Origin of the sequence: uncultured Gimesia sp., assembly GCF_963972345.1 — a bacterium.
In the GTDB taxonomy this organism is placed as follows: domain Bacteria; phylum Planctomycetota; class Planctomycetia; order Planctomycetales; family Planctomycetaceae; genus Gimesia.
Genome location: NZ_CAXAVM010000049.1, coordinates 23,592 through 37,731 on the forward strand (window position 1 = coordinate 23,592; position 14,140 = coordinate 37,731).

8 protein-coding genes are annotated in these 14,140 nt (G+C 45.1%); 5 read left to right on the forward strand and 3 right to left on the reverse strand.

Translation table 11 applies throughout. The features are described from left to right. The first annotated feature begins 198 nt into the window (after window positions 1–198). On the forward strand, window positions 199–1,680 hold the full coding sequence (locus AACZ40_RS10745) for a neutral/alkaline non-lysosomal ceramidase N-terminal domain-containing protein (RefSeq protein WP_291169129.1): 1,482 nt from the start codon (window positions 199–201) through the stop codon (window positions 1,678–1,680). Window positions 1,681–1,763: 83 nt separating this feature from the next. On the opposite strand, the gene AACZ40_RS10750 is transcribed toward AACZ40_RS10745, so the two are convergent. The 3 genes from AACZ40_RS10750 to AACZ40_RS10760 form a co-directional block, all read right to left on the reverse strand. Next, a complete protein-coding gene (locus AACZ40_RS10750) occupies window positions 1,764–3,251 on the reverse strand; it encodes a hypothetical protein (RefSeq protein WP_291169132.1) in 1,488 nt (495 codons plus the stop codon). A gap of 60 nt (window positions 3,252–3,311) precedes the next feature. Then, complete coding sequence (locus AACZ40_RS10755; RefSeq protein WP_339674411.1) at window positions 3,312–4,217, reverse strand: SgcJ/EcaC family oxidoreductase; 906 nt, start codon at window positions 4,215–4,217, stop codon at window positions 3,312–3,314. A gap of 479 nt (window positions 4,218–4,696) precedes the next feature. Further along, window positions 4,697–7,288 carry a tetratricopeptide repeat protein gene (locus tag AACZ40_RS10760; protein ID WP_291169138.1) on the reverse strand — a complete coding sequence of 864 codons (2,592 nt, stop codon included), beginning with the start codon at window positions 7,286–7,288 and terminating at the stop codon, window positions 4,697–4,699. A gap of 848 nt (window positions 7,289–8,136) precedes the next feature. Here AACZ40_RS10760 and AACZ40_RS10765 point away from each other — a divergent pair. From AACZ40_RS10765 to AACZ40_RS10780, 4 genes are all read left to right on the forward strand, one after another. Then, window positions 8,137–9,651: a hypothetical protein gene (locus AACZ40_RS10765; RefSeq protein WP_291169140.1), complete on the forward strand. Its 1,515-nt coding sequence runs from the start codon at window positions 8,137–8,139 to the stop codon at window positions 9,649–9,651. 532 nt (window positions 9,652–10,183) lie between these two features. Continuing rightward, complete coding sequence (locus AACZ40_RS10770; protein ID WP_339674413.1) at window positions 10,184–11,725, forward strand: hypothetical protein; 1,542 nt, start codon at window positions 10,184–10,186, stop codon at window positions 11,723–11,725. Window positions 11,726–11,782: 57 nt separating this feature from the next. Next, window positions 11,783–12,709, forward strand: coding sequence for a glycosyltransferase family 2 protein (locus tag AACZ40_RS10775; protein ID WP_291169144.1), 927 nt, complete (start codon window positions 11,783–11,785; stop codon window positions 12,707–12,709). Between the two features lie 53 nt (window positions 12,710–12,762). Next, a complete protein-coding gene (locus AACZ40_RS10780) occupies window positions 12,763–13,590 on the forward strand; it encodes a methyltransferase domain-containing protein (protein ID WP_291169147.1) in 828 nt (275 codons plus the stop codon). The last annotated feature ends 550 nt before the right edge of the window (window positions 13,591–14,140 follow it).

The window sequence follows — 14,140 nt, forward strand, 5'->3', positions numbered from 1 at the left end:
GATTCCCTGCCTGAGCCGGAACTAATCAGGCTTGAATCTGGCAAGCCGATTCCCGGTTGTTTAGAATGAAACTCAGTATAATCATGAGAGCTGCGAATCTCACAAGATTGTACGAACCACCAACCTTCCCGCTTACTTCAAACTTGCGGCAGACTGAATCCGGTCTCCCGTATCACCTGATTCAATGAAAGAGGCACCATGCTAAAATATTGCTTAAAACTTAACGCGTTCATTCTTCTGCTGACCCTGTTCTGCTTGACCACCACTGCCGGTTTTGCTTCTGATAAAAAGGGCGTCCTGAAAGCTGGTGCTGCGACCAGCAATATTACTCCTCCCCTGGGGCAATTGATCGTGGGAGGCTGGAAACCAATCCCTGCCACTCAGGTTCATGACGAATTACACGCACGAAGTATCGTACTCGATGACGGGCAGACCCGACTGGCCATCGTATTATGCGATAATGTCGGCATCCCGGAGTCCGTATTTGATCTGGCAAAGGAACAGGCTCACAAAGCAACCGGCATCCCCAAATCTCACATGCTGCTGGCGTCGACTCACACCCATTCTGCTACGACGGCACGCGGGCCATCGAAGGTCATTCGTGAAACAGAGCTGACCGAATACCAGAAGTTCCTGGCAAACCGAATTGCCGATAGTATTCAGCGGGCATTATTTCAACTGGAACCCGCCCGCATCGGCTGGGGCAAAGTTGATGAACCGTCCGAAGTGCATAATCGCCGCTGGTTTGTGAACGATACGAGCCTGCTGACCAACCCGTTTGGAGGCATTGATCGCGTACGCATGAATCCACCGCGCGCTCATAAAGCACTCGACCGTCCCGCGGGACCTACCGATCCAGAGATCAGCTTTATCTCGATCCAGAGTCTGGATCAACGCCCCATTGCCCTGCTTGCCAATTACTCACTGCACTATGTGGGTGGAGTTCGTTCCGGTGAAATTTCAGCGGATTACTTTGGTTACTTTGCCCGCATCATTACCAGAAAGCTGAATGCAGAAAACCAATATCCGCCCTTTGTCGGAATTCTGTCCAATGGAACCAGTGGGGATGTCAACAATATCAATTTCACCGAGAAGAACGGGCGTCGCTACAAACAGTACGAAAAAATGCAGGAAGTAGCGGAAAAGGTGGCCAGTCGCGTTCAGGAAGCACATCAGAAGATCACTTTCCATGACTGGGTTCCCCTGGGTGCAGCAACCGCCAGCCTGCCTTTGAAACTCAGAAAACCGACGCCGGAAATGCTGGAACATTTTGCCAAAGTCACGTCGGCACCCAAAGACAAGTCGCAGACTCGTCACTCACGAGAAGAAATCTATGCCGAACGTATCGCCGGCCTGAAAGACGCGCCTGATGAGATTCAAATCCCCCTTCAGGCCATTCGCATTGGCGACCTGGGCATCACTGCGATCCCATTCGAAACGTTTACGGAAACCGGACTGGAACTCAAAGACCGCAGCCCGTTTGCCGAAACCTTCACGATCGAACTGGCAAATGGATCTTTCGGCTACTTACCAACACCCGAACAGCATCGCTGGGGTGGTTATGAAACGTGGCTGGGTACCAATTTTGTGGAAAAAGATGCTTCGACAAAAATCGTCACAACTTTACTGGACCTGTTTCAGTCTCTTAAAAATGAGCAACCGTCCACACAGACAAAGTAATTGTACGTATCATTAAAAAACGGAGGATCTGAGCGAATTCAGATCCTCCGTTTGAATAGTCAAATGCTGCTGAGAAAACTCAATCAGTTGGTTTTGTTTCCATCACCTTCCGGTTCCGGCAACCGCACCAGCATCCAGGTCTGGGTCTTTTCTGCATTGAAGTGTACCAGTACATCAGTCTGGTCTTTCGTCAGATTGTAGATCCCTGTCTCCATCACCAGATTGGGATTGGAACCATCTGAGAAATGCCACGATGCCCGTTGATTCTCCTTCTCAACCATGCCTTCCACTGGATGAGAGACCTGCGTAATATCGTTATAGAAGGTGCCGGCAATGACGCCTTCCTTACTGACGGCCAACTGTAAAATCATGTTGGTCTCTTCGGAATCCGCATTCGTAATGGCATACACTCCCAGCGGCATCCAGTCGCTCTTGTCATCTGCAGGAGCATTTTCAGGAACCGAGTCTGCGAGAGTGACAGCCTGCTGATAATATTCGTCAGCGGTCGCAACCGGCTGATCGCCATAATACACCGAGTTATCCTGGTAGTAGATATTCTCACCATAGTCATAATAGGAGGGAGTATTCCACCAGCCGGTAAACCAGCCTGTCATCGCGACGGCTGTCACAGGTCGCCACCAGTAACCCGCAGGATAACGTCCCCAGCCATGCTGAAAACGCCAGGAAGAACTGTTCCAGCCAGGACGGTTCGACCACCATGAACGGTTAAACGCATTCACATGACGGCCGTTCCAGTTGTTCCTGACGTTATTTCCAACGCGGACGTTGTTCTGATTGATCTGATTGATCGAAATATCATTTTTACGGGGCCCTCGATTATTTCTGATGTTGACGTTATTGCGATCGCCGCTGCCAGGACGATTGACGACATCAGGCCGATTGCCATTACCGGGTCGGATCACGTTACCGGGACGGTTCCCATCTCCTGGACGGTTTACGATATCGGGTCGATTCCCGTTTCCAGGTCGATTGCCGATGTCGGGCCGATTGCCAGAACCGGGCCGATTCACAATATTGGAACCATTTCCGATCTCAGGACGATTCCCTGCTCCGGGGCGATTATCCGAACCGCTGTTGCCCGGCAGATGCAGAAAATCCTGCAGTTGCCCCTGGCTGGGACGGCTGCCGAAATCAGGACGATTTCCATTTCCCGGTCGCGTATTATTCCCGGGACGATTCCCCAGGTTCGGGCGATTACCACCACCGGAATTATTCCCAAAGTTCGGCCGGTTCCCGCCACCGGGACGATTGCCCAAATCCGGACGGCTCCCGCCGGAAGGCCGGTTATTGAGATTCGGACGACTTCCACCACTGGGCCTGCTGGTTGGCCTGGAAGTGGAAGGCCTGCTCATCGAAGGACTGTGGCCTCCCCCTCCTCCGAAGCTGTGACCGCCACCACCACCGCCGCCGAAACTACGACCGCCTCCGCCACCACCGCCGCGGGCTCCTCCTCCGCCCCCGCCTCCGCGGCCGCCACGGGCATAGATGTCTTCTGATATCAGAGAGAGGGACAGTAGTCCCACCAGTATTGCAATACAGGGAGTTTTCATAATTGTCTCACCTTTTAATAATAAAATACCTGGATCAACCGGCTGCTGCTGACGCAGTGATTATGGCTGACGCACGACTGTAATTTCTTCGATTCCGGGAAGCAGGATACCATCAATTTCACGTCCGATGGAACGAAATGTAAACTTATCGTCATCTACTTTTGTCATGATATTGATGCCAGAGGCTTTTTCACCATTCGCCAGGACCTGCAGTGTGCGAATCGTCCACTGGTTCTCTTTCTGTGACCAGATACCTACTCCGAAGCCGCCTTCTGAATCGAACAGCCAGCTGCGAACGGTCTGCTTATCCGGATCCCAGCCAATGACCTGGGTTCCTTCCATTTCCACACGATCTTCAATATGCACTTTGAAAGAACGGGTCATGAAATTTCTGTTTTTCGTCCAACTGCAGACGGTTTCTATCGTCGAGTCATCGCCGGCATCGACCCAGGTCCCAATCATCCATTCCAGAGGTTTGAGCTGTTCGTAATGCGATTGAGGCACGATGACTTCCGTTTCCTTAACGCTATCCAGCTTCCAGCCGGCAGGCGTTTTGACATGAACTGCCGCGTATTCTGTCAGCTCCGGTTCTTTGTCGGGCACCAGTACTCGAGCGACTCCCTCCTCAATGGCGACACCGGGAGACAGGAACTCAATTCCTACGCTGTCCAGTTCAATTTTCGCATCAGGGGTCGCTTTGAAATATTCGGTAAAGTTTTTTTCCAGAGCACCCTGCCCCGATAATGTTTCACCTTCCGGTGTCACAAATTCCCCTGTGGGAGTCCAGTGCGCGGCAACGGCTTTGGCATCCCCTTTGTCAAATGCCGCTTTGTACGAATCAATGGCGGCTCGAATCGCTGTCTCATCTGCAGAGGGTGCGGGCTTATCAGAATCAGTCTCTGCAGCAGAAACCGACACACCTCCCCAGATCAAAAACAGCAACAATAATTTCATTTGATGCATCATCGTATCTCCATAAGTTACAGTTTTTTATTGATCACCGGAGATCACCCCCGGAACTCTTTCAGGAAGCTTACTCAATCGGATTTCGTACAGATCCCCTTATTCCACTGCCCGTGGTCTGGCTGCAGACATATCACTTACGCTGCAATGCTGCTGAATGCCTGCAAAAAATCAGGTCCGCAAACCAGAGAGAGAAATCACGCGTTGAGAGAATTCATACATTGAGAGAATAAGCTGATAATGACCCCGCTGCATTCAGTCTCGCATAATTGCAGCTGTTTCGCCAGAATTCATTTCCTGCAAAACGCGGGTTTTATCAAAATATCAAAGGTGCGTTTCAGGAAATCACATCATTAAAACTTAATATATGATGCGGAATGGATTCCGTCATCTGCCGGAACAGCGTGTTTGTCCGCAGCCGGTTCTGCTGGTTGAACGCTTCGGGCGAAACAGAAAGGGTGGAATTTCCAGCTCAAATTTCTTCAGAAACGGGGAAGCACTTTGATCTGTTCGATTTTCGAGAGACTGTCCTGAATATCCTGATCTTCCGGAAACTCTTGTTTCAATATCAGGTAGTTTTCTTCAGCCTGGGAAAACTGCTGATAGAACAGCTGGAATTTCGCCAGTTGCTTGCGGATTTCTGAATCATTCGGGTCCAGTTCATGTGCGCGTTCCAGCAGTCTGAGTGCTTTCCCGGGTACGCCCTCCGATTCGTAAATGGCAACCAGTTTCAATAGAGATTCTCGAATTCCCGATTCCAACCGTTGATTTTGAAATTCCTGCGACTTGCCTTGTCCTGCAAAATACTCATTCAGGTACTGCTCCTGTTGAATCAGACTCACCAGGGTCGACGACGTTTTGTTTTCAGAGTCTTTGATTTTCTTCAACTCTGAAAGCGCCTGGGCTGATTGACCGTCCCGCAAATACAGGCGCGCCGCGAGTATCCGGGCAGTGTCCCTGACTTGTTCCGTTGCTGCTGGAGACGCCAGTACCTTCTGCACATTTTTCATCGCCTGCTCGTACCGTGCCAGTTTCCAGTAGTTCTCTGCGATCTGCAGATTTTTCTCGGGACGATTCTCGGTCTCAGACTTTTCAGATTCATTTTTCAGCGCGGACATATGTTGTGCATATTGATACCCTCGTTGAATCGTACTTCGATGCTGTTTGGCATTGGGCAGCAAAGATGCTTTTTTGAACTCATCCATTGCACGTTGATACTGCTTATTTCCAGCGTAGGACCAACCCAGCAAAGTGACAATGCGAACGTCTTGTATCTGATTTTCCTGAAGGGATTCAGCCAGTTTAATCGCTTCCTGATATTTCCGTACAGACTGAAGCTGCTCAAGATATCCAATCTGACACCAAAGCTGATCCGGGTTTTTCTCATACGCTTTTCGGGCAATTTCCATGGACTCTTCTTCACGCCAGTATTGATGCCGCACCGTTCCTTCATAGTTCGGCTGCACTTCAATTACCATGACTCCCTCCTGTGTATACACGGGGGTCAGTCTGTAAACAGGATCAGAATCGAGTAGATACCATTTAAATCCGCTCACATAGTTGCGGTCATAAGATACCAGGTACTTCGCTGAGAATGATTGAATCAGTTTATGAAGTTGTTCTACATTATATTGCTCCAGGTGTGCCAGGGACTGGAATCGATGCGAACTGAGGGCCGTATCGGTCCGTCGTGTCAATACGCGATCTGCAGGTTCTGAATGCTCTCGTATCCACCTGCCGGCAGCGACGAAATTGCAGAAATTATGCCCGGGGTATTCGGTCTCGTAGAACGACTCTCCCATGGAAATCAATTTCTGATTGGCGTAAACCATCCGCAGATCAGTACTGATTTGTGAGATTCCCAGCAGGACACACCCGAGTATCAGTGCCCCGGCCAGGACCTGTTGTCCCCGTACAGCGAGCGCTTTGGCATTGGCCCCAAATGCAGTTATTCCCGAAGGCAGATAGGCCAGCAGAACGGGCAGAAGAGGCAAAGTGAAACGCAATTGCAACCACGGCCAGATGGACAGTATTAAAAAAGTAAACAGTATATAATAAAAACTGACAGCGCCTCCCCTGTTCCATTTTCTCTGCATTCCATACACGGAAATGGACATGACAAGTAGACTTACCAGCAAATAAATCACCGGTGGTCCCGGAAGGACAAAATTGTCATTCAAAACCACACGTTCATATTCCGGAAACTCGCCGGGCATGCCAGGTATGATTTTCTGACATAATCCCTCGAAGTGAGTTAACAAACGATTGACCATACTTACCAGCATTCCCGGTAATCCGACTTTTTTGTATTCATCAATCAGCACAGAAGAATAACTGACTGATTGATGAGCACTGTTGCGGAACATCCAGGCCGCTGTCACCCCCAGGGAGCAGAACACGCTGATGAGATAAGGCCAGCGTTTTCGATTCAAGATGGACCATAATCCCAGAGCCAGGACCAGGCTGATTCCGATGGTTCGCAGCAAGGGGAGAAACATCAACAGGCCGGTAAGCAGAAACAGCTGTCGCTTCGATATTGTTTCTGTGTCCTGACAGGTTACCAGGTACAAAACCGCCAGAGTGCACGCAATGAAAGGCACCTCGCTCATCAGCAGTGTGGAATACAACAGAATATAAGGATTCGTCGCCAACAGAAGCGCCAGCAGAAGTTCAGGCCAGTGAATTCGATTTTGCTGCGGGAGCTCAGGTGCAGAGCCTGAGTCTTTTAATCGGCACATCAGTCCATAAAACAAGATCAGCATCAGGACAGCGGTGATCAAGACCGTAACTTTAGCCGTGATGACATTGTAGGGCGCAATCAAAGCCGCGGGAATAAGCAGGAGAGACATTCCCGGGGGGCGTAATGTAAAGTATGGCTCTCCTAGAGAATAAACCTTTCGATATTCAAAATCAGTAATCAGTCCCCGGGCCATAATTACATAGTCGGCGCTATCGGGGTTATACATGATGAGTTCAGTCAGCCGCGCGCTGCAGAGTACGGCAAATAGAATCAGCAGGATCATCAGCAGATAATGAGACAATTTCTGTTTGGAAGAAAGAGATCGCTGTATCACAATGCTATTTACCTGTTTTCAGTTGATTTCTTTTTTTTGTAAATGACAGAACTCATTTTGCTGCGGACCGGAAACAGTTTCACTAGCCACAATAGTGAGCCAGCTTATTAAAACTCCGAAGCATAAGACTTAATCTTCTCTGGCGGAGCCTTTGCAGTCGAAATTATGAACTGAAGATACGTCAGGCAATAAATACCCACAACCAGTTAAAACAGGATATATCCCAGAACGGAAAGATAATTTGCCTTAAAAACAGTAAAGCCCAAACCAAATTCCAGTGTGCCCAGCCCCTGTCGCGTTGCAATACCTGATTACAGATCTAAATATTACCGACTGAAATTCACGAGAATACATTATTGCTCAATTGTTCAAACAGTTTTTTTGGTCATATCCACAGAAAGCAATAGAGCAGAGCAAAATATGTACCCTTTAAGAAATAACAGCCATAGATGACGCGAGCGTCTCCGAGCGTCAGTAGGCGTGCTTAGATTTTAAGAGCATCATAGTGCGTTTTTGTACCAACGATAATATATGTTGTTAAGACATCAGTTCAGAAAAAATGGCTTTCCCCCTGGAACGAACAACTGGCAAGGGGACTGGCTGCTACTTGATCTCCATCCAGGATACTGGTACAGAATTTGCCCATACTGAGCTTGCAACTTAATTTCGTCTCAGTTGATTTCACATTTTTTTAAAGAATTTGACTGCATCAACTTAGCTCCTTCACAACATAGATCAAATGACATACATCAAATAACGTGTCTATTTCAAATTCTGTCACTCAAATCCTGAATCCGCATCAAACTGCAGATCCGATGACTTCATGCCTGGGAAAATCTTTCTGGGTAATGATCTCTTTAGTGGCTCTCGTCCTGATCCTCTTTCAACCAGCAATAATTTATCAGGGCGATGCGATTAGCGTTCGTTATTCAACCACACAGCTAATCAATGCAGGTCGCCTTGATGTTAATCCATCGATTGCCCAAAACTTTGGTGAACGCGGACAATACTTTTTTGAAAACGAAGCGAAGGAACAGTGGTATCCTAAATATGGAATCCTCAATACATTTCTATATGTACCTCCACTGCTGTGGGAACGCAGTATAGAAGGGCCACTTATTGAGGTCCAGAAGATGACCGCGTTCCAGCGTAAAGCCAGAGTTTTCTATTTGAATCTTTATAATATTCTGATCTCTCTGCTCATTGCCGTTTACTTGTATTTGATTGCTCTGAATTTTAACCACTCAACAAAAGTTACTGCAATTTACGTCCTCGCCTGCCTGTTTGGAACATTCGTCTGGAACTATCTCAGAGCACAGACTTTTGAGATTTTCCAGCTTTTCTTCTTTCTGGGTTTGTACTACAGCCTGCTCAGATTCAAACATGGGAAACTGACGGGTAAGCTCAAATACTCACGCACTCATTTCTGGTTGATCCTGGTTTTCTGCAGTCTTCTGGTACTAGAAAAACTGGTCTTCATACTGCTTGTTCCGATTGCATTTTTCTGGATTCTCTGGGCGGAAATACTCTCTCAATCAGATCAGAACAAAAGTTTTCACTTCCGTTTTATCTCTGCTTTAAAACAGTACCTGACTGCGTTTGCCATTTTTCTGACGTGTCTCCTTACACTGGTTTGCTGGGCGAACTGGTATCGATTTGGCGGACCATTCACCACCGGCTATGCGCAGTGGGAACAGGAAAGACATTTCCTGTCAGGCAATCCTCTTAATGGATTGTATGGGTATCTTTTTGACAGCCAAAAAAGCATCTTTCTGTATTTCCCTTTACTGTTATTTTCGCTGTTCCGCTTCCGAAGTTTTCTGAATAAATACACATTTGAGTTTTCATTTGTACTAATAGTCTTTCTGGTCTTTTACATTATAAATTCCTGTTTCATTAACTGGAGAGGAGACTGGTGCTACGGACCACGCTACCTGTTGTTTGTGTTGCCACTACTAAGTCTGCCGGTACTCAATCTGTTTGAACCAGCTACTTCACTATTACCGCGCCTTCTGAAGGCTGCCTTGTATTGTTCAATATTCTTAAATGTGCTTTGCCAGATGAGCGTCAATATGATGGCGTTTAATTCCCCTTACAATGCGCTGGATTACTTTCAAAAGATTGACAATGAACAGGTTGAGACATATCTCAAATCACCATTCTGGATCATTAATCTTGATTTGCTGAAACACCGAATGGACAGAAAAGTCTTCCCTCCTCTGCAATATCTGAAACCGAAACTGACAGACGAATCTTTTCAGATGCATTCGACAAGTCTCAAAAAATTATGTATCCCTAATTTCTACTTCTTAAGCACAACTCAAGAGTTTGACACACACGAACCAGCGGCAACAGCAAAATAGACTATTGTTTATCTCCACCGGCGCTGCATCTGGCATCATTTTTGCCCCTCGATTGTAGATGCTGAATGAAAAGCATGACCTCAGATAGCGCGACCCGTTCCGGCCCGTAACAATCTTATTACAGATGTTAACAAACGGATACACTTTGTATGAACTCGTTAATCCCGTTCAATAGGCAATATTTGCAGAGAAAGAACTGCACTATATTGCCCTGGTTGCGATAGCCCCAGGTAATATTTCCGGTGACGGAGAATTAGTCGGAATGATTCTCTCAATCCCTCGTTGATTACAGGTTATTTGAAGTTCCCCAGAATAGAAGTGGGGCTTCCTGTCACTCCATTAAAAGCTTTATTCCCGTTTACTGAGTAGAAAGTCCTGTTGATAACCAGCTGTCATGAATTCATTTTTCCCACTGATTATCATATTTTGTTCAATTCTGATTGCAGTATTTTGTAAGCAATTGACTACAAGATTTGTAAATACTTTCTGGCTCCTATTGCGCAAATTATCTCATAGTGTGGCAGGAGGAGTTTTGTTTTTTGTAATTCTCACTTTTGTTATGGAATTATTTTTTGGGTTATGTATTCATTTACCTTACCCGATTATTCATGATGAATTTGCTTATTTACTTTCGGCTGATACATTTGCTTCAGGCAGACTAACAAACCCAACACATCCTTTATGGGAGCACTTTGAAAGTTTTCATATTATCCAGCAGCCCTCATATCAGTCGAAGTATCCTCCTGCTCAAGGAGCCTTTCTTGCTGTTGGCCAAGTTTTGTTTGGTTATCCGATTGTCGGTTCCTGGATAGCATTGGCAGTTGCCAACGGGGCTATCTTTTGGATGCTTTGTGGTTGGGTGCCTGGAAGATGGGCCGTGTACGGTGGATTTTTAGCGACTCTGAATTCTTCTTTTTTGATTACGTGGGGGCAAAGTTATTGGGGAGGACAAGTTGCTTTATTAGGAGGTGCACTCTTGTTTGGAGCGTACCCGCGTTTAATGAAAAAACCGCGAGTTATTACATCAGTTATTTTAGCTCTCGGATTAGCGATACTCGCTAATAGTCGACCATATGAAGGGCTTTTAGCTGCAGTACCGATTGCTATCGCTCTTTTGTGCTGGCTGTTTGGTAAACAGAATCCAGGCTGGTCAGTTGCTGTTTCTAGAATAATAGCCCCCATGTTTGTGATCTTATTTTCCACTTTTTTCTGGATGGGGTATTATAACTATCGCGTGACAGGAAATGCATTGACATTTCCTTATAAGGTATGGGTTGATCAATACTATTCTAAAACACTCGACGGTCTCATATTTTCGGTTAATAAAGACACTTCCAGAAAACAACCCGTTCGAACAATTTATAGTTATGATTTGGATGAGAACCAATCAGATCCAAAGTTTGCGATTCAATCCAAACCATTTCCAGTTGAGTTAAGGATCAAGTTACTAAGGTTTATTTTACTCTATACAGGATCTTACGCTGTCGTACTGATATGCTTCTTCGGTATCTGTGCTTTTTTCAGGAATCGTGAGAATTTGTTTGTTCTTATAATCTCACTTCTAGTCATTACGGCTGCCGTTTCTCAGGGTACAAGTGGGCATCCACATTACATTGCCCCAATTGGATGTTTATTGATTTTGTTGCAAATCCAATGTTTAAGATATATCTATCAGTGGAAAAGAAATTTGCGTCTTGTTGGCCAATTGTTACCAGTAACCGTACTGATTTTAACAACCCTGACAACAATCATGTCTTTTGCCGACTATAGGAAACCTGTCCCAGGATCGTCCAGACAGAGTTGGGCTTTGGCTAGACAACAGATTTCGAAAAAACTCGACAGCGTTGAAGGAAAACACCTGATACTGGTTAAATATAATCGAGATCACAGCCATCATGACGAATGGGTCTATAACGAAGCAGATATAGACAATTCGAAAGTCGTTTGGGCACGAATTTTAGAGCCGAAAAAAAATTCAGATCTGATTAGCTACTTTAACGACCGTTCGATTTGGATCATTGAGGCTGATAATCCCAAAATCAGATTGATACCGTATCGTCTAAAACAAAAATGATGAATCTGTATTTGCAATCAGGAATTTTAATACCTTAGTTTTAGAAGTCACAATATCATGGATATGATTTCCTTAGATGAAAAGTCAGAAATAAAAGCTCAACTCAGTTCGGTCTCAGATCCATTTACCGTGATTGTGCCTTGTTATAATGAACTGCAGGCACTGCCTGATGCCATTGTGGAATTGGAAAGAATTCTGGTTACTTTTGGACCACACGAACTGATTGTGATTGATGATGGTTCAACTGATGGCACGAGTGCTGCACTGCGGTCCCTGCAGGAACATCATCCGGAAATCACTATTTTGAAACACGAGACCAATCAGGGGTATGGCGCGTCTCTAAAAACCGGCGTGCGACATGCTAAATATGATTCCATCGTCATTACTGATGCCGATGGAACTTATCCCAATGATCGCATTGGTGATTTATTGGCGTTCATCAAAGATTACGACATGGTCGTGGGGTCAAGGACAGGTGAAAATGTAGAGTATTCTACACTTCGAAAAATCCCAAAGTATTTTCTGAAGCATTATGCATCGTGGATTGCTGGTCGAAACATTCCCGATTTGAATTCCGGTTTGCGCGTCTTTAAACGCAACTTAGCTGAAAAGTTTCTGAGTGTCTTGCCCGATGGATTCAGTTTTACAACGACAATCACAATGGCGCATCTGACAAATAAATACAGTGTGCATTATGAACCAATCAACTACTCTCGCAGAATAGGCAAATCAAAAATTCAACCTGTTCGAGACACACTTCGTTTTTTGCAACTGATTATTCGTTTGGGCGTTTACTTTGCACCGCTCAAAGTTTTTGGCCCGTTTGCAGCTATTCAAGTCGTCGCTTTCATGATCTCAGTTACTTACGACGTCTTCATTTTGCAGAATATCACTGATAAAACCATCATGCTGTTAATGTTTAGTATGAACACCACTTTTTTTGCACTTTTGGCAGATATGATTGATAAACGAAGTCAGAACTAACTCACATCATAAATAGTTCCAAAATGATGGAATAACAGAGAAATTGAACCTGTATGCCTACTGATTTTAATACAGATAATTCAGATAATTCAGATAATTCAGATAAAGTGGCCAGGAAACTTCCCTTGGAGGCGGAGCATCTTGAAGCACTTTCGCGCATGCAATCACTAACACCATACTATCAATGGTCAATCGAATTGGTGGCTCCCTGGCTGGGAAAAAGAGTATTAGATGCGGGTTGTGGAATTGGGAATGCAACGGAACAATTAAGGGCTTATGCAGAATACGTTCTTGCTGTTGACTTGAGCCCGGAAAATATGAAAGTTCTTCAACATCGTTTTGCGGACGATCCTCACGTTGAATGCGCACAGTTTGATCTTGATGAAAATATGGAAGAAATCGCGAGCAGAAACATTGATTCCATTGTCTGTTTTGATGTTTTAGAACACGTTGAAGACGACCAGGGACTCTTAGATCAATTTTTCAATATGGTACAACCTGGTGGGCATTTATTGATAAAAGTGCCGGCTGGTCGCTGGCTTTATGGCAGCGTTGATATCGCATCAGCTCATTTTAGACGCTATATCAAGTCAGAGTTAAAACAAAAGGCGCTTCAATCTGGCTGGCAGATAAAAAAAATTCATTACATGAATATTTTTGGCGTCATACCTTATTTTATCAAAAGCAGAATTTTGAGAAAGCAAGCTAATTTTTCACGCACCATGTCAACACGCCAATTAGCAAGAATTAAACGAATGCTCCCCATTTTTAAAATAATTGATCGATTCATTGGGCCTCCGATAGGACAATCATTAATCTTGATTGCCCAAAAGCCTTGCACAGAGGGTCATTCTGATTTTGACTTCTGCAAGCCGAAGTAGATTCAAGTGCAAATTGTCAGTTTAATTAATAACAAGAGTGTCAGATACGTGATGCTGATTATCGTGAGCCTGGTCACGAATCTCGGGCTTGCGTTCGGGCTTTTTTATTTAGGGATTTCTGAGTCGATCTCATTTGCAGTCGCGTTGGCAGTGACTTATTTTCTCAATTTTTCTGGTTGTCGCTGGTTTGTTTTTTTATCAACCGATGCACCTGTGACAACTCAATTTATTCAATTCGCAATTACAAATGGTTCGTTTCGGCTTTTTGAATATTCGAGTTTATTAGTACTTAGCAAAATTGAATTTTCTAATTATTACATGCGAGTATTAGTAGTACTTGGAACTTCATTTATAATCAAATTCTTTGTTTATGGAAAATTCGTATTCAGTAATGTTGGGAAATCTTGATGATAAGTCTGAGATGCCCTTTAATAAGGTGCATCTACTGAAAATGTCGTGCAATAGTTTTTTGAAATTTTACTGTATCGCTTTTATTATCGTAACCGGCCCACCAAATACACCTTGACGTGTATCGTATTCTGAATGTGTT